This is a genomic window from Sphingomonas sp. OTU376, assembly GCF_038440415.1.
GTDB lineage: Bacteria > Pseudomonadota > Alphaproteobacteria > Sphingomonadales > Sphingomonadaceae > Sphingomonas > Sphingomonas kyeonggiensis_A.
On the sequence record NZ_JASATQ010000022.1, the window covers coordinates 1 to 25,874 of the forward strand.

General features: G+C 65.9%; 25 protein-coding genes. 12 read left to right on the forward strand and 13 right to left on the reverse strand.

Annotated elements, in window-relative coordinates:
• Nucleotides 1-11: 11 nt before the first annotated feature.
• Nucleotides 12-278 carry an FAD assembly factor SdhE gene (locus AAHM44_RS11245; protein ID WP_184167202.1) on the reverse strand — a complete coding sequence of 89 codons (267 nt, stop codon included), beginning with the start codon at nucleotides 276-278 and terminating at the stop codon, nucleotides 12-14.
• A gap of 192 nt (nucleotides 279-470) precedes the next feature.
• Between AAHM44_RS11245 and AAHM44_RS11250 the strand changes: the two genes are divergently transcribed.
• Together AAHM44_RS11250 and recG are read left to right on the forward strand one after the other, a co-directional pair.
• Nucleotides 471-689 (forward strand): hypothetical protein, encoded by a 219-nt coding sequence (locus AAHM44_RS11250; RefSeq protein ID WP_184167199.1) that lies wholly within the window; start codon nucleotides 471-473, stop codon nucleotides 687-689.
• Nucleotides 690-990: 301 nt separating this feature from the next.
• Nucleotides 991-3,048 carry an ATP-dependent DNA helicase RecG gene (gene recG / locus AAHM44_RS11255; RefSeq protein WP_184167196.1) on the forward strand — a complete coding sequence of 686 codons (2,058 nt, stop codon included), beginning with the start codon at nucleotides 991-993 and terminating at the stop codon, nucleotides 3,046-3,048.
• Nucleotides 3,049-3,083: 35 nt separating this feature from the next.
• Here recG and AAHM44_RS11260 read toward each other — a convergent pair whose 3' ends face one another.
• The 3 genes from AAHM44_RS11260 to AAHM44_RS11270 form a co-directional block, all read right to left on the reverse strand.
• A complete protein-coding gene (locus AAHM44_RS11260; protein WP_184167193.1) occupies nucleotides 3,084-3,404 on the reverse strand; it encodes a PilZ domain-containing protein in 321 nt (106 codons plus the stop codon).
• Between the two features lie 107 nt (nucleotides 3,405-3,511).
• Entirely contained in the window at nucleotides 3,512-4,738 is a 1,227-nt protein-coding gene (gene tyrS / locus AAHM44_RS11265) for a tyrosine--tRNA ligase (protein WP_269574962.1), read from the reverse strand.
• 34 nt (nucleotides 4,739-4,772) lie between these two features.
• Nucleotides 4,773-5,120 (reverse strand): ArsR/SmtB family transcription factor, encoded by a 348-nt coding sequence (locus AAHM44_RS11270; RefSeq protein WP_269574963.1) that lies wholly within the window; start codon nucleotides 5,118-5,120, stop codon nucleotides 4,773-4,775.
• A 104-nt stretch (nucleotides 5,121-5,224) separates the two neighbouring features.
• Here AAHM44_RS11270 and AAHM44_RS11275 point away from each other — a divergent pair, with 104 nt between their 5' ends.
• Nucleotides 5,225-5,971, forward strand: a complete 747-nt coding sequence (locus tag AAHM44_RS11275) for a glucose 1-dehydrogenase (protein ID WP_342250036.1) — start codon at nucleotides 5,225-5,227, stop codon at nucleotides 5,969-5,971.
• 28 nt (nucleotides 5,972-5,999) lie between these two features.
• Here AAHM44_RS11275 and AAHM44_RS11280 read toward each other — a convergent pair whose 3' ends face one another.
• On the reverse strand, nucleotides 6,000-6,938 hold the full coding sequence (locus AAHM44_RS11280) for a DMT family transporter (RefSeq protein WP_342250037.1): 939 nt from the start codon (nucleotides 6,936-6,938) through the stop codon (nucleotides 6,000-6,002).
• Between the two features lie 51 nt (nucleotides 6,939-6,989).
• On the opposite strand from AAHM44_RS11280, the gene AAHM44_RS11285 reads away from it, so the two are divergent.
• Together AAHM44_RS11285 and AAHM44_RS11290 are read left to right on the forward strand one after the other, a co-directional pair.
• A complete protein-coding gene (locus AAHM44_RS11285; protein WP_269574966.1) occupies nucleotides 6,990-7,526 on the forward strand; it encodes a DOMON-like domain-containing protein in 537 nt (178 codons plus the stop codon).
• A 116-nt stretch (nucleotides 7,527-7,642) separates the two neighbouring features.
• The gene (locus AAHM44_RS11290) at nucleotides 7,643-8,839 is read left to right on the forward strand and encodes an exo-beta-N-acetylmuramidase NamZ family protein (RefSeq protein WP_269574967.1); all 1,197 of its coding nucleotides are present in this window, start codon (nucleotides 7,643-7,645) and stop codon (nucleotides 8,837-8,839) included.
• Nucleotides 8,840-8,890: 51 nt separating this feature from the next.
• On the opposite strand, the gene AAHM44_RS11295 is transcribed toward AAHM44_RS11290, so the two are convergent.
• Nucleotides 8,891-9,499 (reverse strand): hypothetical protein, encoded by a 609-nt coding sequence (locus AAHM44_RS11295; protein WP_269574968.1) that lies wholly within the window; start codon nucleotides 9,497-9,499, stop codon nucleotides 8,891-8,893.
• 421 nt (nucleotides 9,500-9,920) lie between these two features.
• Between AAHM44_RS11295 and AAHM44_RS11300 the strand changes: the two genes are divergently transcribed.
• From AAHM44_RS11300 to AAHM44_RS11310, 3 genes are read left to right on the forward strand one after another with little or no spacing between them, the layout of a single operon-like run.
• On the forward strand, nucleotides 9,921-11,039 hold the full coding sequence (locus AAHM44_RS11300; RefSeq protein ID WP_342250038.1) for a hypothetical protein: 1,119 nt from the start codon (nucleotides 9,921-9,923) through the stop codon (nucleotides 11,037-11,039).
• 36 nt (nucleotides 11,040-11,075) lie between these two features.
• Nucleotides 11,076-12,176 (forward strand): DUF2336 domain-containing protein, encoded by a 1,101-nt coding sequence (locus tag AAHM44_RS11305; RefSeq protein ID WP_342250039.1) that lies wholly within the window; start codon nucleotides 11,076-11,078, stop codon nucleotides 12,174-12,176.
• Complete coding sequence (locus AAHM44_RS11310; protein ID WP_342250040.1) at nucleotides 12,173-13,570, forward strand: sensor histidine kinase; 1,398 nt, start codon at nucleotides 12,173-12,175, stop codon at nucleotides 13,568-13,570. Before AAHM44_RS11305 ends, AAHM44_RS11310 begins: the two co-directional genes overlap by 4 nt.
• A gap of 40 nt (nucleotides 13,571-13,610) precedes the next feature.
• Here the strand turns inward: AAHM44_RS11310 and AAHM44_RS11315 are convergent, their stop codons facing one another.
• The 4 genes from AAHM44_RS11315 to gltX all read right to left on the reverse strand — a co-directional run bounded on the left by AAHM44_RS11315 (nucleotide 13,611) and on the right by gltX (nucleotide 17,236).
• On the reverse strand, nucleotides 13,611-13,928 hold the full coding sequence (locus AAHM44_RS11315) for a hypothetical protein (RefSeq protein ID WP_342250041.1): 318 nt from the start codon (nucleotides 13,926-13,928) through the stop codon (nucleotides 13,611-13,613).
• A gap of 88 nt (nucleotides 13,929-14,016) precedes the next feature.
• Nucleotides 14,017-14,259: a hypothetical protein gene (locus tag AAHM44_RS11320; RefSeq protein ID WP_342250042.1), complete on the reverse strand. Its 243-nt coding sequence runs from the start codon at nucleotides 14,257-14,259 to the stop codon at nucleotides 14,017-14,019.
• A gap of 232 nt (nucleotides 14,260-14,491) precedes the next feature.
• The gene (locus AAHM44_RS11325) at nucleotides 14,492-15,775 is read right to left on the reverse strand and encodes a citrate synthase (RefSeq protein ID WP_184167165.1); all 1,284 of its coding nucleotides are present in this window, start codon (nucleotides 15,773-15,775) and stop codon (nucleotides 14,492-14,494) included.
• Nucleotides 15,776-15,808: 33 nt separating this feature from the next.
• Entirely contained in the window at nucleotides 15,809-17,236 is a 1,428-nt protein-coding gene (gene gltX / locus AAHM44_RS11330; RefSeq protein ID WP_342250043.1) for a glutamate--tRNA ligase, read from the reverse strand.
• A gap of 82 nt (nucleotides 17,237-17,318) precedes the next feature.
• Between gltX and AAHM44_RS11335 the strand changes: the two genes are divergently transcribed.
• On the forward strand, nucleotides 17,319-19,451 hold the full coding sequence (locus tag AAHM44_RS11335; RefSeq protein WP_269574975.1) for a ComEC/Rec2 family competence protein: 2,133 nt from the start codon (nucleotides 17,319-17,321) through the stop codon (nucleotides 19,449-19,451).
• Nucleotides 19,452-19,477: 26 nt separating this feature from the next.
• Nucleotides 19,478-20,173, forward strand: coding sequence for an EF-hand domain-containing protein (locus AAHM44_RS11340; RefSeq protein ID WP_342250044.1), 696 nt, complete (start codon nucleotides 19,478-19,480; stop codon nucleotides 20,171-20,173).
• A gap of 3 nt (nucleotides 20,174-20,176) precedes the next feature.
• Here AAHM44_RS11340 and lexA read toward each other — a convergent pair whose 3' ends face one another.
• Nucleotides 20,177-20,869, reverse strand: coding sequence for a transcriptional repressor LexA (gene lexA / locus AAHM44_RS11345; RefSeq protein WP_342250045.1), 693 nt, complete (start codon nucleotides 20,867-20,869; stop codon nucleotides 20,177-20,179).
• 58 nt (nucleotides 20,870-20,927) lie between these two features.
• Entirely contained in the window at nucleotides 20,928-22,115 is a 1,188-nt protein-coding gene (locus AAHM44_RS11350) for a molybdopterin molybdotransferase MoeA (protein WP_342250046.1), read from the reverse strand.
• Between the two features lie 359 nt (nucleotides 22,116-22,474).
• Between AAHM44_RS11350 and AAHM44_RS11355 the strand changes: the two genes are divergently transcribed.
• Together AAHM44_RS11355 and AAHM44_RS11360 are read left to right on the forward strand one after the other, a co-directional pair.
• Nucleotides 22,475-23,518 (forward strand): glycoside hydrolase family 25 protein, encoded by a 1,044-nt coding sequence (locus AAHM44_RS11355; RefSeq protein ID WP_342250047.1) that lies wholly within the window; start codon nucleotides 22,475-22,477, stop codon nucleotides 23,516-23,518.
• A gap of 12 nt (nucleotides 23,519-23,530) precedes the next feature.
• Nucleotides 23,531-24,697 (forward strand): hypothetical protein, encoded by a 1,167-nt coding sequence (locus AAHM44_RS11360; RefSeq protein ID WP_342250048.1) that lies wholly within the window; start codon nucleotides 23,531-23,533, stop codon nucleotides 24,695-24,697.
• A gap of 157 nt (nucleotides 24,698-24,854) precedes the next feature.
• Here AAHM44_RS11360 and AAHM44_RS11365 read toward each other — a convergent pair whose 3' ends face one another.
• Nucleotides 24,855-25,865, reverse strand: coding sequence for a heme-binding protein (locus AAHM44_RS11365; RefSeq protein ID WP_269574982.1), 1,011 nt, complete (start codon nucleotides 25,863-25,865; stop codon nucleotides 24,855-24,857).
• Nucleotides 25,866-25,874: the final 9 nt, after the last annotated feature.

Consider the following 25,874-nt stretch of genomic DNA (forward strand, 5'->3'; position numbering starts at 1 on the left):
CGGGATGACGGCTACTCGCTGATCGGCACGTAGTTCAGTTCCTTGAGCGCGGTCATCAACGTGCCGGCAAAGCGTTCGGGCGCTGGCTCGACGCCCATCGCCCAGGCCATGATGTCGACGTCCTGCTCCTCGAGCAGTTCCTCGAACAGGTCCATCTCGGCATCGCTCCAGCTGGCGCCATGCTTATCGAAAAAGCCGCCGATCAGCAGGTCGGCTTCCTTCACGCCGCGGTGCCATGCGCGGAAGTGCAGGCGCTTGAGACGGATTTCGCGGTCCATGCGGGTCCTCAACGGCAAATGGCCGGCAGCGCGAAACGGCGCAGTCGGCGAGGGGAATAGGGATGTGCAGATAGGTCGGTGGGGGGCGAAACGCCAGTCCACAACTTAATCGCGCCATTATCGGGCGATTGCAGCCCGATTGGCCGGCGATCTTCCTATGATGGGGGATACATTGGGTAGGGGTAGTTCCAAATGCGTTTCGTGATGCTGAAGTCGATCAATGGCGATCCGATCCTCGTGAACATCGCCGAGGTTCGTACCGTGGCGACGATCAACATGGCGGGCGACGATGTGGGCGTACTCTCGTTCGACGGCGCGCATGAAGTGGTGGTCGGCTCGACCGTCAACGAAGTCCATGCCGCGATCGAGGCGGCCGGCCAGGCGATCGCGCCGGCGCGCAACGCGGCCTGAGGCGCTAGATTTTCCATTTCGGTTGCCCGGCGAAGGCCGGGGATCAGCTCTGGATTTAAGGCTGGCCATAGAGCCTGCACGAGTCTTCGGAATTACTCCCGTCATCCCCGCGAAGGCGGGGATCCATTCCCGCTGCGGGCAATGGGACTCACTTCGGGCAGCCAGAATGGATCCCCGCCTTCGCGGGGATGACGATAAGAACATGCGGTCCCGACCCAGGTTCGGGCTTTGCATCCCGAATGTCCGGCTGGCTCATATCGCCCCCTAGCGGCGCGCCGTTGCAGCGATTAGGTCGGGGCCAATGCGGCCCGACATTCTCAATCCGCTTTTCGCCGAAGTCACGGCGCTGAAGGGCATTGGCGCCGCGCTCGCCAAGCCGCTGGAGCGGCTCGGGCTGGCGCGGGTGGTCGATGTCGCCTTCCATCTGCCGACCGGTTTCATCGACCGTATCCCGCGCGACGAGCTGATGGCGTCCGATGTCGGCCGGATCATCGCGATCGAGCTGACCGCAGCCAATTATCGCTTCGGCAGTAGCCCGCGCTCGCCCGCCCGGGTGCAGGCGGTCGACACGCATGGCAATTTCGTCAGCCTGGTCTTTTTCGGCGGCAATTCGGGCTGGGCGAAGAAGCTGCTGCCGCTCAACGAGAAGCGCTGGGTGTCCGGCCGGCTCGACCAATATGGCCAGGAATTGCAGATCGTGCACCCCGAGGTCGTCGTGCCCGAAGAGGCCGAGGGCGGCGGGCGCGAGGCGGTCTATCCCTGTTCGGAAGGCATCACCTCGAAGCGTATCGCGGCGATGGCCGCCCAGGCGATCGAGCGCGCGCCCGACCTGACCGAATGGATCGAGCCGAGCCTGAAGGAGCGGCACCAATGGCCGGGCTGGAAGGAAGCGCTGACCCGCATCCATGCCGATCCGGCCGACGCCAAGGCGCGCGAGCGGCTCGCCTATGACGAGGTGTTCGCCAACCAGCTCGCATTGATGCTGGTGCGCGGCGAGGCACGAGCCAAGCGCGGGCGCTCGCTGCAGGGGGACGGGCGGCTGCGCGACAGGCTCCAGCTGCCGTACACGCCGACCGGCGCCCAATCGCGGACGATCCGCGAGATCGAGGGCGACATGGCGCAGAGCCAGCCGATGCTTCGCCTGCTCCAGGGCGATGTCGGCGCGGGCAAGACGCTGGTCGCGACGATGGCGCTGCTGATCGCCGCCGAGGCGGGGGCGCAGGGCGCGATGCTGGCGCCGACCGAGATCCTGGCGCGGCAGCATTACGAGAATCTGTCGCGGATGCTCGCCGGGCTCGATGTGCGGATCGCGATCCTGACCGGGCGCGACAAGGGCAAGGCGCGCGAGGCGACGCTGATGGGGCTCGCCGCGGGCGAGATCGACATCCTGGTCGGCACCCATGCGATCTTCCAGCAGGGCGTGACGTATCGCGACCTGGGGCTGGTGGTGGTGGACGAGCAGCACCGCTTCGGTGTGGCCGAGCGGCTGATGCTCCAGGCCAAGGCGCAGGTGCCGCCCCATCTGCTGGTGATGACCGCGACGCCGATCCCGCGCACGCTGCAGCTCGCTTCGCATGGCGAGATGGATGTGAGCCGGCTCGACGAGATGCCGCCGGGCCGCCAGCCGATCCAGACCACGGTGATCGCCGAGGACAAATTGGACGCGGTCGTTGCCGGGCTGGGGCGGCACCTGGAGGCGGGCAAGCAGGCCTATTGGGTGTGCCCGCTGGTCGAGGAAAGCGAGAAGACCGATCTCGCCGCGGCCGAGCATCGCGCGGCGACGCTCACCGCCAAGTTCGGCGCCAAGGTCGGGCTGGTCCACGGCCGGATGAAGGGACCGGAGAAGGACGCGGTAATGGCGCGCTTCGCCAGCGGCGAGCTGGGCGTGCTGGTCGCGACGACGGTGATCGAGGTCGGCGTGGACGTGCCCAATGCGACACTGATCGTGATCGAGGCGGCGGACCGGTTCGGCCTCGCCCAGCTCCACCAGCTGCGCGGGCGGGTCGGGCGGGGCGGGGGGCAGTCGCACTGCATCCTGCTGCGCGGCGACAAGCTCAGCGAGACGTCGCGGGCGAGATTGGCGCTGATGCGCGACACCACCGACGGCTTCCTGATCGCCGAGCGCGACCTCGAGCTGCGCGGCGCGGGCGAGATCCTCGGCACGCGCCAGTCGGGCGAGCAGACCTTTCGGCTGGCGACGCCGGAGAGCCTGGCGACCTTGATCGCGGCAGCGAATGGCGATGCGCGGCTGCTCGAGGACCAGGACCGGTCGTTGCAGTCTGCGCGCGGGCAGGCGGCGCGGGTGGCGCTGTACCTGTTCGAGCGGGATGCTGCGGTGAGCCTGTTGCGGGCGGGGTAAATTCTCCCCTCCCTGGAAGGAAGGGGAATGGGAACCTACTTCGCTTTCACCATCACCGAGATCAGCTCGTAATAGCTGGCGAGGTCGATCGCGCGCTCGAACTGGCAGCCAATGCGGCCGCCCAGCGCCCAGCGGACTTCCGCCACCACCGTGCCGGCATGCGGCAGGACCACGCGGATGCGGTCGCCGGTCTGGAACTCGTCTTCGCAGCGCGCCATCAGGCCGTGCGGCGAGATGTTGACGATGATGAAATTCAGCTGCTTCGCGTCGGGACCGAACGCGCGCGCGCGGTAGTAGACGTCTTCGCGTCCTTCCCGCCGGGGCTCCGAATAAGCCAGGTTCGATCCAAAACTCACGCCACGCCTCACAAAACGCTTGAGGTACGGTTGCGGTGATACTGTTACCGCGTGAATCTCATTGCAACGAAGCTGCTTAACACCGACTTATCGGAGCATCCGGAAGGTTACGCAGGTACGAGCAGGCCGTGCTTCTTCTTGCCGAAGCTGAGCTTGACCTGGCTCGTCACCGGGATGTCATAGGCCGGGTCGCTTACCACCTGGTCGTCGACGCGGATCGCGCCCTCGGCGATCTTGCGGCGGGCCTCGCCCTTGGAGGCGCAGAGCTCGAGCGCGATCAGGGCGTCGACCACGTTGATGCCGGTACCCTCGACCGCGAAGGTCGGGAGCGAACCGCCGGCCGAGCCTTCCTCGAACACCTTGCGGGCGGTCTCGGCGGCTTCATCGGCTGCGGCGCGGCCGCGGCACATGGCGGTGGCTTCGTTGGCGAGGACCTTCTTGGCTTCGTTGATGCCGGCGCCCTCAAGTGCCTCGAGGCGGGCGATCTCTTCGAGCGGCAGGTCGGTGAACAGGCGCAGGAAGCGGCCGACGTCGCGGTCGTCGGTGTTGCGCCAGAACTGCCAGTAATCGAAGGCCGAGAGCTGGTCGTCGTTGAGCCAGACGGCGCCCGACATGGTCTTGCCCATCTTGCCGCCGTCCGCCGTGGTGATCAGCGGGGTGGTGACGCCGTAGACCTCGGTGCCGTCGACGCGGCGGGCGAGCTCGATGCCGTTGACGATGTTGCCCCACTGGTCCGACCCGCCCATCTGCAGGCGGCACGCGGCGCGGCGCGACAGTTCCAGGAAGTCATAGCCCTGGAGGATCATGTAGTTGAACTCGAGGAACGACAGCGATTGCTCGCGGTCGAGGCGCAGCTTGACCGAGTCGAAGCTGAGCATGCGGTTGACCGAGAAATGCCGGCCGATGTCGCGCAGGAAGGGGATGTATTCGAGCTTGTCGAGCCATTCGGCATTGTCGACCATCACCGCGTCGGTGGGGCCGTCGCCGAAAGTGAGGAACTTCTCGAACACGGTCTTGATCGAGGCGACGTTCTGCTGGATCACCTCGTCGGTCATCAGCTTGCGCGCCTCGTCCTTGAACGAGGGATCGCCGATCTTGCCGGTGCCGCCGCCCATCAGCACGATCGGCTTGTGGCCGGCCTGCTGGAGGCGGCGCAGCAGCATGATCTGGACGAGGCTGCCGACGTGCAGCGACGGCGCGGTCGGGTCGAAGCCGATATAGCCGGGGACGATCTGCTTCGTCGCAAGGGCGTCGAGCGCCTCCGGGTCGGTGACCTGGTGGATATAGCCACGTTCGGAGAGCAGGCGGAGCAGATCGGACTTGAATTCGGTCATAATGCGGGCCGCATAGCCGAGCCGAGCGGCCCTGTCATGCCTTGGACGTATCGCAGTCCTTGTTGCCGGCATACGCGCTGAGAATTGCGGCGAGCAGGCCGGGGAAGCGGGCATCGACTTCGCCGCAGCGCGTCGTGTTGCGCATCTCGACGCCCTGGCGCTCCGAATGGATCAGCCCGGCGTCGCGCAGCACCTTGAAATGCTGGGACAGCGAGGACTTGGGGATGTCGCGATCGCCGACCCTGGCGAAGGTCGAGCAGCCCTGGACGCACCCCTGGCCGGCGACCTGGGCGAAGATCGCCGCGCGCGTGGGATCGGACAGCGCGTGGAGGATCGCCTCCACCGACACGTCTTCGATCGAAGGGTGAAACAGGGGTCGCATGAATTTTATCTAGGGGCTCTTGAAGCTTGGTTCAACAGTTCCGAATTCCTGAACTATGGGAGTATGGGGCCATATCGGCGACCGGCCCATGGAGAATTTCAGTCATGTCGAAGCTCGCAGACAAGGTCGCGATCGTTACCGGGGCATCCAAGGGCATCGGTGCCGGCATCGCCAAGGCATTGGCGGCGGAAGGCGCCGCGGTGGTGGTCAACTATGCGTCGAGCAAGGCCGGCGCGGATGCGGTGGTGAAGGACATCACCGGTGCCGGTGGCAAGGCGATCGCCGTGCAGGCCGATGTCGCCAGGGCCGACCAGGCGCAGGCGCTGGTCGATGCCGCGATCAGGGAATTCGGCCGGCTCGACGTGCTGGTCAACAATTCGGGCGTCTATGAATTCGCCTCGCTCGATGCGACGACCGAGGAACTCTATCGCCGCACCTTCGACGTGAACGTGCTCGGCGTGCTGCTCACCACCCAGGCGGCGGCGAAGCATCTCGGCGAGGGCGCAAGCGTGATCAACATCTCGTCAGCGGTCACCAGCCTCTTCCCGGCGGAGTCCGCAGTCTACACGGGCACCAAGGGCGCGGTGGACGCGATCACCGGCGTGCTCGCCAATGAGCTCGGTCCGCGCAAGATCCGCGTCAACGCGATCAACCCGGGCGTGGTCGAGACCGAGGGCACCCATGCCGCGGGCTTTGTCGGTTCGGAATTCTTCGACGCGATCATCGGCCAGACCCCGCTCGGCCGCGTCGGCTATCCGGACGACATCGCCGCGATCGCCGTGTTCCTGGCTTCGGACGATGCGCGCTGGCTGACCGGCGAGAAGCTGACCGCCAGCGGCGGCCTGCGCTGAGCTTGGGGCGGGATGGGGCGACCCGGCCTCATCCCGCAACCGGCTTCGGCGCAGATGGTCGCGTCACCATCCAGATGCCGGCGCATACCAGCAGCAGCGCGGCGAGATAGCTCCAGTGGAGCAGCGATTCACCGAGGAAGACCGCGGACAGCGCGACGCCGAACACCGGGATCAGGAAGTTGAACGCGGCGATCTGGCCGACGGGATTGTGCTTGAGCAGCAGGCTCCACAGCGCGAAGGCAACCGAGGACAACAGCGCCAGATACAGCAGCAGCGCGGCCGCAGGCAGGCTGGGTGTGGCGATATGGCCGTTACCGCCAAGGCCGACCGAAGTGAGGATCAGACCGCCGATGCCGAGCTGCCAGCCGGTCATCACCAGCGGATCCATGTCGCGCGAGATGCGCTTGCCATAGATCGAGGCGGCGGCGAGGACGAAGGCTGCGATGATGACGAAGCCCTCGCCCAGCAGGCTGAAATCGAAGTCGAGACGGCCGTTGCCGCCCAGGTTGACCACTACCACGCCGAGGAATCCGACCAGGCAGCCCAGCGCCTTGCGGCTGCTCAGCCGGTCGTCGGCATAGAGGAAATGGGCGATCACCACGCTGAAGAACACCCCGGTGGCGTTCATGATCGACGACTTCACGCCCGACGCATTGGCGAGGCCGACATAGAAGAACACGTACTGGATGCCGGTCTGGGTGAGGCCGAGCAGCGCTACCTGGCGACACTGGCCTGCGCTCAGGGCGAAGACCCGCTTGCCGGTTGCCGCAGCGAAAGCGAGCAGGATCGTACCCGCCAGGACGAAGCGATAGCCGGCGAACAGCAGCTGCGCGGCGGTATCCGCCCTGGCGATGCCGAACAGTGCATAGCCGTTCTTGATCGCGGGATAGGCGCTGCCCCAGAGCACGCAGCAAAGCGTGGCGAGCAGGAAGACACCGGTGCGGGACTGGTAGAAAGGACTGGACACGCGCGGCCCGTAACGCATCTTCGCGCGCGTACAAACCGCCACCAGGTCACCATGCACCTTCGCGTTCCACTTTACCCGCATCCCGATTTCCCGAGTGCGGTCGATCGCATCGAAGTGAAGGTGACGCGTTTTGCCCCGCAGCTGCTGGGCCTGCGCTATTTCGTCTTCGGCCCGCTGGACCAGCTGGTGCTTCCGCCGGCCGCGGAGGCGCCGGCGCGGCGCGACGAACTGTGGAAGTCGACCTGCTTTGAAGCGTTCGTGCGCGGGGAGGGCGAGGGGTATCTCGAGCTCAATTTCGCGCCCTCGGGCGATTGGGCGGCATACAGCTTCACCGGCTACCGCGAAGGCATGGCCGATGCTCCGGTTAGCAGCCCGCGAGGCACCTGGATGTCCGGCGGCGTGATGGCGGCGGAGGTGGAATTGCCGCTCGAAGGCCCGTGGCAGCTGGCGATCACCGCGGTGATCGAGGAATGCGACGGAACCAAATCCTATTGGTCCTCCGAGCATGGCCCTGGAAAGCCGGACTTCCATGCCGAGGCGGGATTTGTGGTGGAATTGCCGGCACAGGCGCAGGCGAGCGCCTTCTGACGGAGCGCAGGCGGCAGGGCCAGTTGCGCTCTCCCTATAGGATAGCAAGCTAAACCGATGAGAGCGGGCGACGATCCGGCTTGCGTCATGCTCGAACTCCCCGCATCCAGCAGCGCATGAAATTCGGCATCGACCGGCTGCTCGCCGACCCTGAGCTTCGTCGCCCCCTCGAAGGCAAGCGCATCGCGCTGCTCGCCCATCCCGCCTCGGTGACGGAGGATCTGACGCACTCGCTCGATGCGCTGGTCGCGACCGGGCTCAATGTCTCGGCGGTGTTCGGTCCGCAGCACGGGGTGCGCGGCGACCTGCAGGACAATATGATGGAGTCGCCGGACTATACCGACCCGACGTACGGGATGCCGGTGTTCAGCCTCTATGGCGAGGTCCGCCGCCCGACCGGTCAGTCGATGGGCACGTTCGACACGATCCTGATCGACCTGCAGGACGTGGGTTGCCGTATCTACACCTTCGTCACCACGCTGCTCTATGTGCTCGAAGCCGCGGCGGAGCATGGCAAGGGCGTGTGGGTGCTCGATCGCCCCAATCCCGCCGGCCGCCCGGTGGAGGGCACGACGCTGCTTCCAGGCTGGGAGAGCTTCGTCGGCGCCGGGCCGATGCCGATGCGCCACGGCATGACGCTGGGCGAGATGGGCCATTGGTTCATCCGGCAGTTCAACCTCGATGTCGACTATCGGGTGATCGAGATGGAAGGCTGGCAGCCCGACGCCGCGCCCGGCTTCGGCTGGCCGATCGAACGCCCCTGGATCAATCCGAGCCCCAATGCTGCCAACGTCAACATGGCGCGTGCCTATGCCGGCACGGTGATGCTGGAAGGCACATTGCTCTCCGAAGGCCGGGGCACCACGCGCCCGCTCGAGTTGTTCGGTGCGCCCGATATCGACGCGAAGAAGCTGATCGTCGCCATGTACACGCTGGCGCCGCAATGGCTGGCGGGATGCACGCTGCGCGATTTCTGGTTCCAGCCGACGTTTCACAAGCATGTGGGGCAGCTTTGCTCGGGCGTGTTCATCCATGCCGAGGGTGCTGCCTATGACCATCAGGCGTTCCGACCGTGGCGGCTGCAGGCGCTGGGCTTCAAGGCGATCCGCAAGCTCTATGGGGATTATCCGCTGTGGCGCGATTTCCCGTACGAATATGTGTTCGACAAGTTGGCGATCGACGTCATCAACGGCGGCACTGACCTGCGCGAATGGGTGGACGACTCAGCGGCGGAGCCCGGCGATCTCGACGCGCGGACGCTGCCCGACGAGGCTGCCTGGATCGAGGCACGACGGCCGCACCTGCTCTATTGAACGAACGGGTTCCGGCGGGCGGGAGGGAGAACACCACCCGCCGGAATTCCGTCAGGCGTCCGCCAGTTCCGCCTTTGCGATCGCCGGGATCAGGCCCAGCGACAGGGTCTGGCCTTCCGCGCCGCCGATATAGGCGGTGACGCCGTTGACCTCATATTGCATCGCGAAATACTTGGAGTTCCCGTAATCGGGATCGCCGCCAAAGGTCTCGTTGTTGAGCGCGAGCTGGAAGTTGGTTGTGCCCTGATCGACGATCAGGCCGCCCTGGTTCAGGATCGCCTGGCAGATCGCCGTCACGTCGAAGCCGTTATTGGACGAGCCATAGATAGCGCGCTTCACCTGGAACGGCGTGTTCGCGGACTGCGCCACGCTCGGCTGCGGCGCGGTGTTGAAATAATAGGCCGGATAGCCGGGCGAGGGGATCAGATCGACCGTTGTGTTCTCGACCGCGGCGAGACCGATGGGGTTGCCGCTGTTGAGGCCGGTGGCGGTGTACCAGGCCAGGAAATATTTGGTCGCCCCGGAATCGGGATCGCCGAAACTGCCATTGTTCACGGCAACGTCGTCATTGCCGCCGGCAACCATGGCCGCCACTTGCGAGGTGACGTCTTCCCCCATGGAATTGGACGCGTAGACGGCGAGAAGGATCGATATGGTCATCGCAAATCTCCATTTTCGAAAAACAAAGCCGTACTTTGCGCTGATATGCGGCGACTTGCTTCATTTCGGACGCAAAATGCCCCAGCGTGGCGATTGTGCGCCGCGACTCGAAAGTTCTGATAAAGCAAATCCGTGAATAGGCTGCGACTTGATTTAAGAATGTTCAAGTGAATTTGCGTCGCAAATGGCGATGAAATATATACGTGACTTAATATTGTAAATTACGATGCGATAATGATTTTGTTATATTATAAAATAAATTTGACGTAATCTTGGGGTGCCATATGCTCCGCCGAAACGCGGCGTGTTACCGCATCCGTCTCGGCATTTGCCTCGCAACGGCAATCCGCCTAACCACCGCATCATGTTGGCGGGGCTGATATTTGCGGTCGAGGAGGCTGAGGGCCGCCCGGGGACTTTGATGGCGACGCTGCCGTTCGGCGGCATGACGTTGCTCGAATATCAGGCGCGGCTGCTGTTCGGCGCCGGCACCGAGCAGGTGCTGGTCGCGGTCGGCAAGATGACCCCGGCGTTGCTCGCGGCGGTGAATCGCGCCGCCAAGCGCCATCCCCGCATCGAGATCGTCCGATCGGCCGAGGAAGCCGCCGAGAAGATCGCGCCCGGCGCGCAGGTGCTGGTGATGGCTGACGGGCTGGTTACCACCGATCCGGTGATGGACCGGATGGCCAAGGCGGGCGGCGAGGCGCTGCTTGTCACGGATGATCCGACATCGCCCGCCGCGATCGAGCGACTCGACATGCGGGACAGCTGGGCGGGGATCGCGCGCATCTCGCTGGAGCAACTCACCCAGATCGCCCAGATGCCCGAGGATTATGATTTCCAGTCGGCGCTACTGCGGGTCGCAGCGCAGTCGGGCGCCGAGCATGTAGGGTTGACCGCGGGCTGGCTGAAGGGCGGCCATGCCGTCGAGCGCAGCATCGAGGGGCTGGCTGCGCGCAACACCGGTGTGCTCGCAGCACTTACCGAGCGCCGCACCGACTGGGCGGATCGCTGGGTGTTCACCCGCGCCGCGCGTATCGTCCTGCCGGAACTGGTCGGGCGGAACGTGCGGGGCTGGGCGGTGAGCGTCGGTGGCGGCGTGGTTTCGGCGATTTCGCTGGTCTGCACCGCGATGGGCTGGGTCGGTGCGGGCAGCGTCGTCGCGCTGCTTGGTACCGCGACGCTCGCCACGGGCGCGGCGATGGCGGTGCTGCGCGGTGAGGACAAGCGCGCCGGGTTGCTCGAATGGGCGATCTTCGCGCTGTTCGCCCTGATCGTGCTGCTCAGTGGCTGGGTGGAATTCGCGGCCAGCGGGAGCACGACGCCGCCGGTGCTCGCGCTGGTTGCCGCAGCTGCGCAATGGCTGGTCGAACGCGTGCCAAGCCGGCCGAAGCGCTGGTGGTCGAGCCCCTCGGCGCACCTGCTGGTTTTTTCGCCCTTCGCATTGTCCGGATTCGCGACAATCGGGCTTGCTGCAGTTGCGATATATTCCTTCGCCACGCTCGCTGCGGCAGTTGAGGGTACGCGCGAAAAAGCTTAGTCTCGTCTTAAGGACATTTCCGTTAGCTTGGGGTCGATGTCGGAGAATCCCATCGACATGCGCGATGGCCTGGCTGTCAGCGCCCGGGAGCTGCTCGCACGTGCGGCGGCTGCGGAGTTGCGCGCCTATAAGGGTCTGATGGTCGCCGTTGATGATTTCTTCCTGCCCGAAGAGGCCCGGCTCGACGAGCATAGCCGCGCAGGCCTGGCCGCGCTGTTGCGCGGGCTCGTGGAGACGGTGGAAGGCGAGATTCGCGAGCATGCCGTACGGTTGTTGACCGGGCGCAGCGAGACCCTGCTGGTCGCCAAGCTGATCGAGCCGGGCAATTCGGTGCTCGCACGACTGTGGAATTCCGGGCTGCTCCGTGATGGCGAGCTGATGGGCGAGCTGATCGCGCGGGTGCGCCAGGAGATGCTGGGCGCGGCGCTGCCGATGAGCGCGCCGGACGATCCCGAGCGGCCGAGCCTGATCAACCGATTCGTCCAGCATCCGGACAGGGTCGTCGCCGCCAGCGCGATGGCGGTGCTGATCGCCGAAAGCCGGCGCCGGGGCAGTCCCGAAGTGGGACAATTCCAGACCGAGCTGCCCGCCGAGCTGCACCACCGGCTGGTGTGGTGGACGGCGGCGGCGCTTCGGGAGCGCGTGGTCGATGCCAGTGAATCGCTCGATCGCGTCTTGTGCGACGCGGCGCAGCGCAGCCTTGCCGCCTATGATGAGGGCGATCGGCTCGAAGCCGCCGCGATGCGCTTCGCCGCCGCGATCGATGCCCAGCCGGGCGAGCTCCCGGCCATGCTCGTCGAGTCGCTTGGTGACCGGCGGATCGTGCTGTTCGTCGCGCTGCTCGGGCACGGCATGGGCGTGCCCTATGAGCTGGCGCGTGACCTGGTGCTGGATCCGGCGGCGGACCGGCTATGGCTTGCGCTGCGGGCGCTGGATATCGGTCGCGAGGGCGTGGCCCAGGTCGGCTATGCGCTGAGCGAAGCCGATCCGCGCCGCGACCTCGAGAAATTCGCCGACACGCTCGATACGATCGCCGCGATCGCTCCGGCCGAGGCGCGCGCCGCGCTGGCGCCGCTCAAGCTCGATCCGGATTATCGCGCTGCGTTGATCGCTCTCCAGCGGGGAGGGGCGAAGTGAACATCATCGATCCCTCGCTGCCGCTGTCGATCGCCCGGCTCGATGCCGAAGGGCGGCTGATCGATGCCGAAGCGCGGCTGTTCGAGCTGAACATGCGCGCCGGCGGCAATATCGGTACCCCGCTGGCGGTGCCGCAGATCGCGACGCTGGCGCGTCTCGCGCAGCGGCTGGGCATCGCGATCTCGCGCAATGTGATTGCCGCCGATGGCGAGGACGATCTGGAGCTTTGGGTGCGGGCCGAGCCCGAACAGGGCGGCGTGCGGCTCGAAGTGAGCGGCTGGCGGCTGCGGCCGGGCTGGCGCGCGCCGGCGAGCGAGCCCGAGCGCGACGGGGACTTCTTCCGTTCGGCGGCCGACTGGCTGTGGGAGACCGATGCGTCGCTGCGCATCACCTTCCTCTCGATCGAGGCCGGCGCCCGCTATGGGTTCGACAGCTCGACCATGCTGGGCCAGCCGCTCACCCGGTTGTTCCGGCTGGAGCAGGACGAGGCCGGCGAACTGCCGATTCTGACCGCGGTGGCGGCGCAGGGCCGGTTCGACGGGCAGAAGGCCGAACTGCGCGGGACGGGGCGGATGGTTCGCCTCGCCGCGACGCCGCGCACCGATCCCGGCGGGCGCTTTGCCGGGTTCGTCGGTGCGGCGCATATGCTCGACCAGGTGGGTCCCGCCGCGCCCAAGATGGATGCGCCGGTACCGGCCGCCGCGGTGCCGTTCGGGGGCTTCCCCGATTCCTTCAGCCAGCGACTCGATCGTGCGCTGCGCGGGCCGCTCGGCAAGATCATCGCCAACGCCGATTCGATCAGCGCGCAGACCGAGGGGCCGCTCAAGCCCGACTATGCGGAATATGCCAGCGACATCGCCAATGCCGGGCGGCACCTGCTCGGGCTGGTCGATGATCTGGTCGACCTGCAGGCGATCGAGCGCGACGATTTCGACACGGCGGACGAGGAGATCGACCTGGCCGATGTCGCGCGTCGCGCCGCCGGGTTGCTCGCGGTGCGCGCGGCCCAGGCCGAGGTGCGGATCGACCGGCCGGCGATGGACGAGCATGTGCCCGTGCACGGCGAGTTTCGCCGGGCCCTGCAGGTGCTGGTCAACCTTATCGGCAATGCGGTGCGCTATTCGCCGACGGGAGCGATGGTGTGGATCCGGCTCGAGCGCGACGACAGCCACGGCCATGTGATCGTCGCCGATCAGGGCAAGGGCATCGCCGAGACGGACCAGGAGAAGATCTTCGAGAAGTTCGGCCGGGTCGATCCGACCGAGCCGGGCGGTTCGGGCCTTGGCCTCTACATTGCCCGCAGGCTTGCCCGGGCGATGGGCGGCGACCTGATGGTCGACAGCGCGCCGGGGCAGGGTGCCCGCTTCGTGTTCAGCCTGCCGATCCGGCAATAGGGCGCCCGCCGGTCCGGCGGACGCCCATCATCATTCCGGGTTAGCGACGGCAGACCGTCACGCGATGGCCACGGCGCCACTCGTTCCAGCAGACGCGGCGGCTGTGATAATAGCGGCGGTCATAGCCATAGCCGCGACCACGATCCCAGCCGCGGTGGCGGCCGCGATCCCAATGGCGGCGATCATAGTGACGATCCCGATAGCGCTCGCGGTAGCGCCAGTCCTGCGCGGCGGGCGCCGCTGCGGCGAGCGCGACCACGCTGGTGGTCGATACCGGCGCGGCGGCGGCCGGCGTGGCGGCACTGGCGATGCCGACAGTGGCAAGCGCGGCCGCGGCGATCAGCTTGGCAAGGTTCATTGCAACTCTCCATTCCTCTCTATTCCCGCAAGAGAGAACGTTAGAGTCGCGATCGAGTCGCGTTGCTGAACCCGTTGGTAGGCGGAGGTTAAGGTAGATCGCGCTCCGCCCGGCGCGCGGCCCTGCGCTCGGCGCGGGTGGGTACGAGGCGGACGCCGCCCACCAGGATCGCGCTGAGCAATGCGATGATCCCGCCGCGCACGACCCAGGTCTGGCTGCCGATCATCGGACTGGAGATCGGCGCACGCAGCACGCCCAGGCCCTGGAGCATGAACACCACGCCGGCAATGAAGCCCAGGATGCCGATCAGGAGCAGGATGTTCTGGCGCATTCGGGCGACTCCAACGAAGCGTGGAATGGTTAACCCAATTTCCGGGGCTGGCGAAGGCGGGAAACGCGCGGCCAAATCACATCGTCACCCTGAACTCGTTTCAGGGTCCAAGGTGCCTCGGGCGATATCGCTGGAGGAAAGTTGGATGCTGAAACAAGTTCAGCACGACAGGCTTTGGGCCTGTATCCCGTCATCCCCGCCTGTCTGGCGGGAATGACGGGAAGGGTTTGCCTTAGCGCTGGCCGACCGGCACGTAATCGCGCTGCACCGGGCCCGTGTAGAGCTGGCGCGGGCGGCCGATCTTCTGCTCGGGATCCGAGATCATCTCGTTCCACTGCGCGACCCAGCCCACGGTGCGGGCAAGGGCGAAGAGCGCAGTGAACATCGTGGTCGGGAAGCCGATCGCCGAGAGGATGACGCCCGAATAGAAGTCGACGTTCGGGAACAGCTTCTTCTCGATGAAGTACGGATCGTTGAGCGCCATTTCCTCGAGCTGCAGTGCAACCTCGAAGACGGGATCGTTGACCTTGAGCGCGTCGAACACTTCGCGCACGGTCTTCTGCATCACGGTCGCGCGCGGATCGTAGTTCTTGTAGACGCGGTGACCGAAGCCCATCAGGCGGAACGGATCGTTCTTGTCCTTGGCGCGGGCGATGTACTCGGGGATGCGCTCCGGACGGCCGATCTCACGCAGCATGTTGAGCGCCGCTTCGTTGGCGCCGCCATGCGCCGGGCCCCACAGGCATGCGATGCCGGCCGCGATGCAGGCGAACGGATTGGCACCCGAGGAACCGGCGAGGCGCACGGTCGAGGTCGAGGCGTTCTGCTCGTGATCGGCATGGAGGATGAAGATGCGGTCCATCGCCTTTTCGATGACCGGGTTCACCTCATATTCTTCCGCCGGCACGCCGAAGGTCATGCGCAGGAAGTTGCCGGTGTAGCTGAGCTTGTTGTCCGGATAGAGGAACGGCTGGCCGACGCTGTACTTGTAGGCCATCGCCGCGATCGTCGGCATCTTCGCGATCAGGCGATGCGACGCGATCATGCGCTGCTTCGGATCGGTGATGTCGGTCGAGTCATGGTAGAAGGCCGAGAGCGCGCCGGCGACGCCGCACATCACCGCCATCGGGTGCGCGTCACGGCGGAAGCCGCGATAGAAGGTCGCGAGCTGCTCGTGCAGCATGGTGTGGCGGGTGATCGTGTTCTCGAACGCGGTCAGCTCTTCCTGGTTCGGCAGTTCGCCGTTCAGCAGCAGGTAGCTGACTTCCATGAAGCTCGAATGCTCGGCAAGCTGGCCGATCGGATAGCCGCGATGGAGCAGGATGCCCTCGTCGCCATCGATATAGGTCAGGCCCGATTCGCACGACGCGGTCGAGGTGAAGCCGGGGTCATAGGTGAACTTGCCGGTCTGCCCATAGAGCTTGCGGATGTCGATGACGTCCGGTCCGACGCTGCCCGAAAGGATCGGATATTCAACATCCTTCCCCGGAACCTGCAGCTTCGCGGTGTCGCTCATAAACGTCGTCCTATGTTTGGGCCGGGCCTGGGATCAGGCCGGCACGGTCATCTGGTCTGCGATACGAGCCAGGCTCTCTTCGCGTCCAAGCAGCGCTAGGACGTCAAAGATGCCCGGAGATGTCCGACGCCCGGTGAGTGCCGCGCGCAGAGGCTGCGCAGCCGCACCGAGCTTGACACCCGCATCTTCCGCAACGGTGCGTACCGCTGCTTCGAGCGCCTCCGTATCCCAGCTTTTCACGCCGTCAAGCGCGGTATGCAACTGGGCGAGGAGAGCCCGCGCGTCGCCCTCTAGCAGAGCCTTTGCGCCCTCGTCCAATTCCAGTGGGCGAGTGCGAAAAAGGAAGCCCGCTCCCTCGGCGAGTTCGAGGAGATTCGCGGCGCGCGGCTTCAGGGCCGCCATGCTGCGGCGCAGAAGGTCGGCCTGCGATTCCGAAAGTTCGAAACCGAGTCGCGCGGCAACCAGGCTGGCCAGTCGCGCATCGTCAGACGCGCGGATATAATGGCCGTTCAGGCTCTCGAGCTTCTTGAGGTCGAAGCGCGAGGGGCTGCGGCCAACGCCGGACAGCTCGAACCACTCGATCGCCTGTTCGCGGCTGATGATCTCGTCATCGCCATGTCCCCAGCCGAGGCGGAGCAGATAGTTGGACAGCGCCTCGGGCAGGATGCCGAGCGCGTCGCGATACTCGTCGACCGCCACCGCGTTCTTCCGCTTCGACATCTTGGTGCCGTCCGGATTGAAGATCAGCGGGATGTGCGCGTATTCGGGCTCTTCCCAGCCCATCGCGCGATAGATCGGCAGCTGGCGGAAGGCATTGTTCAGGTGATCGTCGCCGCGGATCACATGGGTCACGCCCATGTCGTGATCGTCGACCACCACCGCGAGCATATAGGTCGGCGTGCCGTCCGAACGGAGCAGGACGAGATCGTCGAGCTCGGCATTGTTGACGGTCACCGGGCCCTGGACATGATCCTCGATCGTCACCGCGCCTTCGCGTGGCGCCTTGAGGCGGATGACATAGGGCGCGCCTGCGGGGGCTTCGCTCTCGTTACGGTCGCGCCAGCGGCCGTCGTAGCGCAGCGGCTGCTTGTTCGCCTTCTGCTCGGCCCGCATCGCCTCGAGTTCCTCGGCGGTGGCGAAGCACTTATAGGCGTGGCCATTGGCGAGCATTTCGCGCGCCACTTCGGCGTGCCGCGCGGCGCGAGAGAACTGATAGACTTCCTCGCCGTCCCAATCGAGATTCAGCCAGCGCATCCCGTCCAGAATCGCCGAGATCGCCTGATCGGTCGAGCGCGCGCGATCGGTATCCTCGATGCGCAGCAGGAACTTGCCGCCATGGTGGCGGGCGAACAGCAGGTTGAACAGCGCAGTGCGCGCACCGCCGATGTGAAGGAAACCCGTAGGCGACGGCGCGAACCGCGTGACAACCTGTTTCGCACCCGTATCAGATGTTGCGCCCAACCGAGCTTGCTCCCAAACTGTGTTTCCGATGGCCCATTCAGCCACCGAGGGCGCCCCTAGCACGGGGTTCACCTCCCTTCAAATGGGGGGAGGGGCAGTGTTTCGCCAGATTGGAGCTGCAATCGAGCATTGGCTGGAAGCCGAGCGCGCGCAATTGCCGCTCTGGCTGCCGGTGGCGCTGGGCGGTGGGATCACCGCCTGGTTCCTGCTGCCGGACACGTCGCGCTGGATCGGTTTCCTGCTGGCTTCCTGCGCCGTGGCGGTGCTGGGATTGGCGCTGCCCGGTCGTTTGGGGCGCGCATTGCTGCTCGGCGGACTTGCGATGGCAGCCGGCTGCACGCTGATCTGGTGGCGGGCCGAGCGGGTGGCGGCGCCGGTGCTGGCGCGTCCCGCGGTGGTGGAGATTACCGGACGCGTGGTGCGGGTGGAGCGGATGCCCGCACGCGAAGTGGTGCGGGTGACGTTGCTCCCGGGCCGCACAGACCTGCCGCCGCGGGTGCGGGTGAACCTCGAGACGCGGGACGTGCCTGCCGGCCTGGCGCCGGATGCTGTGGTGAAGCTGCGTGCCCGGCTGATGCCTCCAGCCGAGGCCTCGGTACCAGGTGGCTATGATTTTGCGCGTACGGCGTGGTTCGCTGGACTTGGCGCTACCGGAAAGGGCTTCGATCCCGTCGAGGTTGTGACGCCGGCGCGGGCGGCGGGCGCCGATCTGCGGGCGTCGCTTTCGGCGCATATCCAGTCGCGAGTCGAGGGCAGCGCGGGCGGTATCGCCAGTGCGCTCGCCACGGGTGACCAGGGGGCGATCGCGGAGGGCGATGTCGAGGCAATGCAACGCTCGGGGCTTGCGCACCTGCTTTCGGTGAGTGGGCTGCACGTGACCGCGGTGACCGCGGCGGCAATGCTGCTGGTGCTCAAGCTGCTCGCCCTGAGCCCGACCCTGGCGCTGCGTTGGCGGCTGCCCCTGGTTGCGGCGGGGGCGGGTGCGCTGGCGGCGATCGGCTATACGCTGCTCACCGGCGCGGAAGTGCCGACGATCCGCTCCTGCGTCGCCGCCCTGCTGGTGCTGCTGGCGCTGAGCCTGGGGCGTGAGGCGATCACGCTGCGGCTGGTTGCGGCGGGTGCGGTGATCGTGCTGCTGCTCTGGCCCGAGGCGCTCGCGGGCGCGAGCTTCCAGCTGAGCTTTGCGGCGGTGACGGCGATCGTCGCATTGCACGAGAGTCCATTCATGCACCGCTGGTTCGGCAAGCGCGAGGAGGGGCGGGGCGCGGCGTTGCTGCGCGGTATCGGTTCGCTGCTGCTGACCGGCGTGGCGGTGGAGCTCGCGCTGATGCCGATCGGGCTGTTTCATTTCCACCAGGCCGGGATTTACGGCGCGCTCGCCAATATCGTCGCGATCCCGCTCACCACCTTTGTGATCATGCCCCTGGAAGCGCTGGCGCTGCTGCTCGATGTGGCGGGGCTGGGCTGGCCGGCCTGGTGGCTTACCGATCAGGCGCTGCAGCTGCTGCTCTGGATAGCACGGACCACGGCTGCCGCGCCGGGCGCGGTCGCGGCGTTCCCCACCATGCCGGGCGGCGCCTTTGCGCTGATGGTCGCGGGCGGGCTGTGGCTGGCCCTTTGGCGGACGGGCGTGCGCTGGGCGGGGGCGGTGCCGCTTGTCATGGGGTTGGGCTGGATGCTCGCCACGCCGGCGCCGGATCTGATCGTGACCGGCGACGGACGGCACCTCGCGATCCGCATGGCGGATGGCAGCATGGCGCTGCTGCGCGATCGGGCGGGTGACTATACCCGCGACATGCTCGCGGAAACCGGCGGCAGCGATGTCGAACCGGTTGCCTTGTCCGACCAGCCGGGGGCTGCTTGCAGCCTCGATTTGTGCCTGATCGAGCATCGTGCCGGGGCGCGGGTGTGGCGGGTTGCGGCGACGCGGAGCGGCTATGCCTTGCCCTGGGCCGAATTCACTACGCTATGTCGCAAGGTCGATGTGGTGATCAGCGACCGGCGCCTGCCGGCGGGCTGCGCGCCGCGCTGGCTCAAGCTCGATCGGCCGCAGCTGGCCAGGACCGGCGGGCTGGCTATCGCCTTTGCCAGCGGTCGGGTGGCGATGGTGCGTGGCGGAGGGCGGCATCCCTGGCGCGACCCGCCGAAAGTGCAGCCGGTCTATGTGCCGGAGCAGGGACTTGCACCTGTCCGGACACGAAATCGCTGGCGCTGACAGGGGCTTCGGGCTCTCCTCGCAGCATGATCCGGAACCCGAAGAAAAGCGACACGATCGAAGTGCGGCTGCCCCATGCGGTGAAGCGCGCCTTCATGGAGCAATGCCGGGCCGAAGGGCGGACGGCGAGCGATGTGGTGCGCGGCTATGTCGATGCGCATCTCGCCGGCGACGCGCCTGCGCCAAGCCGGTTGCGCCGCTGGTGTCGCCCTTTGGCCGCCGTAGGGATGATCGGGGCGATCGGGCTGGCCATGCCTGTCGCGGTGACTGCCGCACCGGATTTCCGGCCGAGCTATGCCGCGTTCGATCGCAATCATGACGGAGTGCTCACCCCCGACGAATTCGGTCCGAAGCGCGCCGAGCCGCGAATCCGGTGCGGGGAGCATCGGGTGATGGCGCTGCCGCTGCGCCGGGCCTCGATGCCCGATATTCGCGGGTTGCGGCCCTTTGCCATTTCCGCGTCCGACTTCACCCTGGCCAAGGCCGATGCCAATCGGGACGGCAGGGTCAGCTTCGCCGAATTCGCGGCGCACCGGCTCAGGATGTTCCGCGCCGGCTTCGACCTGCTCGATGCCGATCATGACGGCACGCTTTCGCCCGCCGAATATGCCGCCGCCTGGAACCTGTTCCACTTCCTGGGCCGGCAGCCCGATGTGGCGCCGTTCCAGGAGCTCGACCGCAGTGGCGACGGCAAGGTCGCCTGGAACGAGTTCCTGGCCTGAGCCTCAGTACTTTCGCAGCAGGCCGGCCAGCCGGCCCTGCACGCGGACCTGATCGGGACGGTAGCGCTGGGCGTTATAGTCGCGATTGGCCGGATCGAGCCGGATCATCGCGCCTTCCTTGCGGAAATACTTCAAGGTCGCCTCGGCATCGTCGATCAGCGCCACGACGATCTCGCCGTCGCGCGCCGTCTCGGTACGGCGGATCAGCGCATAGTCGCCGTCGAGAATGCCGGCCTCGACCATCGAATCGCCGGCCACCTCAAGCGCATAATGCTCGCCCGCGCCCAGCAAGGCCGCGGGAACCGGGAGCATCGACGAGCCTTCCAGCGCCTCGATCGGCGTACCCGCGGCGATGCGGCCGTGGAGCGGGATCTCGATCACATCGTTCGCGGGAACTGGTATCTGGGCCGCAGGGGAGGGATTCGAAACGGCCACCGCGGGGGCGGCGGACCTGGCCGCAGCGGCCGGCTTCGCATCGCCGCGCTCGGGCATGCGGAGCACTTCGAGCGCGCGGGCGCGGTTCGGCAGGCGGCGAATGAACTCGCGCTCCTCCAGCGCCGAGATCAACCGATGCACCCCCGACTTCGACTTGAGATCGAGCGCTTCCTTCATTTCCTCGAACGAAGGCGAGACGCCGGTCTCGGCAAGCCGATCGGCAATGAAGCAGATGAGCTCGTGCTGCTTGCGCGTGAGCATCCGGTTTCTCCTGGCGTGGAACAGACTGCGAACGTTTATGCAATGTTCCGCGCGCTTGTCAAGCGATGTCGAGGATTTCCGCCGAGTCGCCCGTTTTCGCCTCCGGCGCCCCGGCCGGACGCACGATCAGGCACGTCGCCCGCGCCAGCGTGCGCAGCATCGAGCTGTCCTGGATCGTCGCGGCAAAGGCGCGGCCCTCGACCAACTCGGCGCGGAGATAGTCAGCGCGCGCGCCCGTGGCGGGCAGCGGTTCACCGAGCGGCACCGACCGGCTGCGCGGCAAGGGATCGGCGGCCCCCGCCAGATGCGCGACCAGCGGCCGCACGAACAAGGTCGCGGTGGCGAACACCGACACCGGATTGCCAGGCAGGCCGAGCAGCATCGCCTTGCCCAGCCGGCCCGCCATCATCGGCTTGCCCGGGCGCAGCGCGATCTTCCAGAAATCGATCTCCGCCCCCGCCGCGAGCAGCGCCGGGCGGACCAGGTCATGATCGCCGACCGAGGCCCCGCCCGTCGTGACGAGCAGATCGCAGTCGAGCGCGCGGAACGCCGCCTCCAGCACGTCCAGGCGATCGGGCAGGATGCCGAGATCGATCAGCTCGACCGGAAGATCGGCCAGCATCGCGGCGAGCAGCAGCCGGTTGGTCTCGGGGATCTGGTCGGGCCCGAGCGGCGCGCCTGGCGGGACCAGCTCGTCGCCGGTGGAGAGCAGCGCCACCCGGACCTTGCGGCGGATGGGGAGGGTGGCGTGGCCGGCCAGGGCGGCAAGCGCGAGGGCGGCGGAGGTGATCCGGGATCCGGCGCGGAGCAACACATCGCCCTCGCTGAAATCGAGCCCGCGCGCGCGGACATTGCCGCCAAGGCGCGGCGGGCCTTCGCCGGCCAGTGCGAGATGATCGCCCTCCCGCGCGGCTTCCTCCTGGACGAGGATGGTATCGGCGCCGGGCGGCAGCGGGGCGCCGGTGAAGATGCGCACGGCCTGGCCCGGGGCGACCGCGCCGGCAAAGCCGCGCCCGGCAGCGCTCTCGCCGATCACCTGCCAGGGGCCGGGCAGATCGGCGAAGCGGATCGCATAGCCGTCCATCGCCGACAGGGCGGAAGCGGGCTGGGTACGGCGGGCAAGGACATCGCGGGCGGCCCAGCGTCCGGCGGCCAGGGCGATCGGCACCGCCTCCTCGGCGAGCGGGGCGGCGCGCGCGAACAGGCGCTGCTGGGCTTCGGCGACGGGGAGGAGAGCGGCGGGCATGGCGCCTGCCTAGGGCAAGCGGGCGGGGGTGCGCCAGTAGGTGGTGCGGGAGTTACGCGGTCATCATCCCGAGAAGTTGATTTCGTTGTGCTCCTGACATTGTCAGCCAAGTGGGGAGCGCTTCTTAGGTCGTAAAGATCTGGAGAGGCGATATTCTAGCGATGGTGGGTTGTTGAAGTGGTTCAGGTGATAGGAGATATGCCGTGGCCGCATGACAAGAAACCGAAATGGTTCAATTTTGCCAAGGGTTTTACTTGAGGGATGGAATTGGAGCAGGCAGAGTTGATTGGAGTTTCATCGGTATCAATACCGATATTTTTCTCTGGTATGCGTGCATTTGGCTCTCTGGGGGCTTGGCCATGTTCGCACTACTTTCTAGCGCTCTGTTGGCCGTAGCGTCACAGCAGGTTCCGACGCATGAAGACACCGAGCTTGATTGTCGGCGATCTGTAGCGCCGATCAACGTGCAAGCGGTTCCGGCACGTATCACGCGATCTGGCATGCCGGGCAATAGCGGGCCGAGGCTCCAAGGTTTCGTCGATCTGCCCGGGGGACGACCATCGGTGCCTGGCATTGATGTTTCCAAGTATCAGGACGAGACCAACTTCAACGCTGCGCGCGTTTGTGGTGCGCGCTTCGCCTATGTGCGCTTGTCGGCTGGCACGCAGGAAGCAAATGAAAGCCAGCTGTTTCGCCTGCATTGGGCGGCAGCCCGCGATGCTGGGCTGTTGACCGGCCCCTATCACAACATGAGTTTCCTTCCGGCAAGGGCGAAATCTTGGGCATCCGCCACCGCGGATGCGAAGGATGGTCTCATGCGGGCGATTATGAACGACGCGGCTGCAATTGCGCAGATGCAGGCAGATATCTTCCTTGATCATCTTGATCAGGTGCTGCGCCTCCAAACCCTGCCGGATCGGTTGACTGAAACGGATGTGCCGGCATTCCTGCCGATCGCGCTGGATCTCAGCTATGATCCTCTGCCTGGCGCGACTGCGGAAGATCGACGCGCATATGGCGCTGTGATCGGACGCATGGCATGCGAATTCATTGCCAGGGTGCACGCACGGCCCAAAACAAAAACCAGTGCCGTTATCCTGTTCGTATCGGCTGATTTCTGGCGAGACTACGACCTCGCCCAGAACACATGTGGCCTCGCTGATCTGCCAGTCTGGATCAGCTACCATCTGGCCAGCGCGGGAGCGCCATCACCTGATGATCCGATGGAGCGCAAAGACCTGGATCGGCTTTGTCGCCCGGATTCGCGGCCCGATCGCTGCATCTTCCAGCAATATTCTTCGTACGGTGGCTTCGCGCTTTATCGCAACGATGCCGTGCTCGACGTCAATCGCTTCTTCGGCAGCGAGGCAGATCTGCGATCCCATCTCCAACTCTATCGCTAGGGAGGTTCGCGCATGCGCAGCATTCAGCAGGCCCTGATCCTTGGCCTGACATTCTTGTTCAGCTACGGCATTGCGGTGGCGGCGCCCTGTTCGCATCCGCGCGCTATGGCACCAGGCAAGTTTGATCTTCCTGATCCGTGGGGCAATGACGGGGGAGTCGTCGTCGACGGATTTCTCGATCTCGCAAGTTCTTCCGGGCCACAAGAAGTCAGCCACGGCGTGGATCTCTATCGCTATCAGGCCCACGCGGACTATGATGAGTTGAAGCGCTGCGGAACGCAATTCGCGATCCTCAAATATGCCCCGAACCAAGCGCACGTTTTTGCCAGCCATGCCGCTGGCCTTGCACGTGTAGGTATCCCGGTGTGGCCCTATTTCTACTTAGGAATGGACAGCGCCTATCGATTTAACCGGGAACGTTTTGAAGCGGCCGATCCGAGCAACGCCGATTATGCCGCAATGGCGGAGACGGGGCGGGCGGAAGCGCGCGACATGATAGTCCTTTATCGCTCGGCCACGAATGGCGCGCTTCAGGGCTCTTTTGGGGGAATCTCCGGACGCGTGGTCTTCCTTGATGTCGAGGACAAGCTCGATACCTCTGGCAAGTCGGCGATGAGGTGGCGTGCGGCGCATGGGCTTGGTTCCTATGCGCCGCTCCCAGTGCGTGGTGATGAGATCAATCGCGAGACCACGACCCGCCTGCGCTATTCTCGCCTCTACGCGTCCAAAGTTGCGGGTTGGATCCAGGAATTTCGCGCGGCCTTTCCCGACGCGATTATTGTACTCTACACCAGTCCAAGCGTGTTCACAGATTATTTGATAAATGGCCGGATCGACGATTTCGCTACCTATCATGGGTTGCCGGTGTGGCTCGCGAATTATCGTGATGACGGCGGTGAGGTCGATTGGACGACGTGCAATCAGCGGACCAGCGCGGGCTGCAAGGGAGCGCACCGATTGTGTCTTTCGGCCGATGGCGGCAACCGCTGCATCGTGCATCAATATACGGCGCGGGGCGTGTTCGGTGTGAAGTCGCCGCCCGGACCGGGACCTGCCGAACACATCGATCTTAGTCGTCTCTTTCCGGTCGAGGTCAAGCAGGATGGCTATGGATTGCAATATGTTCGGCGGACAAATGTGAAGCCGTCTGCTGGCCGACGAGTAGCGAACAACCCCTAGCGCACGAGGGTTTAACCTACCCCGCGATCAGCCTAGATTCGCCGCCCTGATGGGCAGGCGGAGTTCGCAGAGGCAGCAGTCCGACCCCCGGGCTCGACCCCCGACACCGGATCGCCTCGCGGGCCGGGCAGCATCGCTTGGCCGGCCCGCGCGCCTCTCACGCCGTCAGCAGTTCCACCTTCTCCTCGGGCGTGTCCTCGACCTTCTGCATCGTGTTGATCGAGATATGCGGCCACACGATGCGGCCGGGCAGGCCCGCCGTCCGCGGATCGAAATCGATCATCACGATCTGGAGATATTGCAGGCGCAGCTTCGGCTTGCCCCGGGCATCCTTCTCGGCGAGTTCCTGGATCCAGAAGGTCGATCGCATCGACGATGCGTTGGCATGCTTGACCACGAAGGGGATGTTGTGGATCCCGCCGGTCTCCGCCTCGGTATCGACGTCGAGGACGGTGGTGCGGACGATGTCGACGCCCTGATTGGCGGCCTGGAGCAGCGCGGCGGGGTGGACCGGATCGAACAGGCCCATGAACGGGTTGTCGTGGAAGTGCCTGTAGGGTGCGAGATAGCGGCTATCGAGGTCCTGCTTCACCTTGAGCGGCAGTCCGCTGACATCGGGAATGACCGGCGGGCCATCGATCGGCGGAACGCTCCGCCCGAGTGCCAGGACCGCGTCGCCGTGGGGCACGGTCGACAGCCGGGCGATGTCGAAGCCGTCGGTGAACTGGTCGAGCATGTTGAGCCACAGGCCGGGCTCGTGGTGGATGGTATTGCCGGGCGGGCTGGTCGGCCCGAGGACATTGCTGTGGGGAAAGTCCGCCGTCGCGATCTGGTCGGTGACCTGCTCATAATCGAGCGCCATCAGCGACTGGTCGGCCTGCTTCCCTAGGGCGTTCAGCCCGCGATTGGGGACGCCCTTGTCGACAAGGTCGAAGACGAGCGTCTCGTTATACTGGTTCATCAGCAGGCGATAATCGAGGATCGAGCCGGGTTCGGATTCGAACGGCAGGGCGATCATGTTCCAGCCATGGCCCTCCAGCCCGCCTTCGTTCTTCCACACGCCCGGCAGCAGGCCGAGCGGGCCGAGAAGGGCTTCGCCCTCCTGTGCGGCCCGGATGACGCGGCCGCCGCCCTTGAGGGCCATGAGCGTCTTCTTGCTGAATGCCATCGCTGTTCC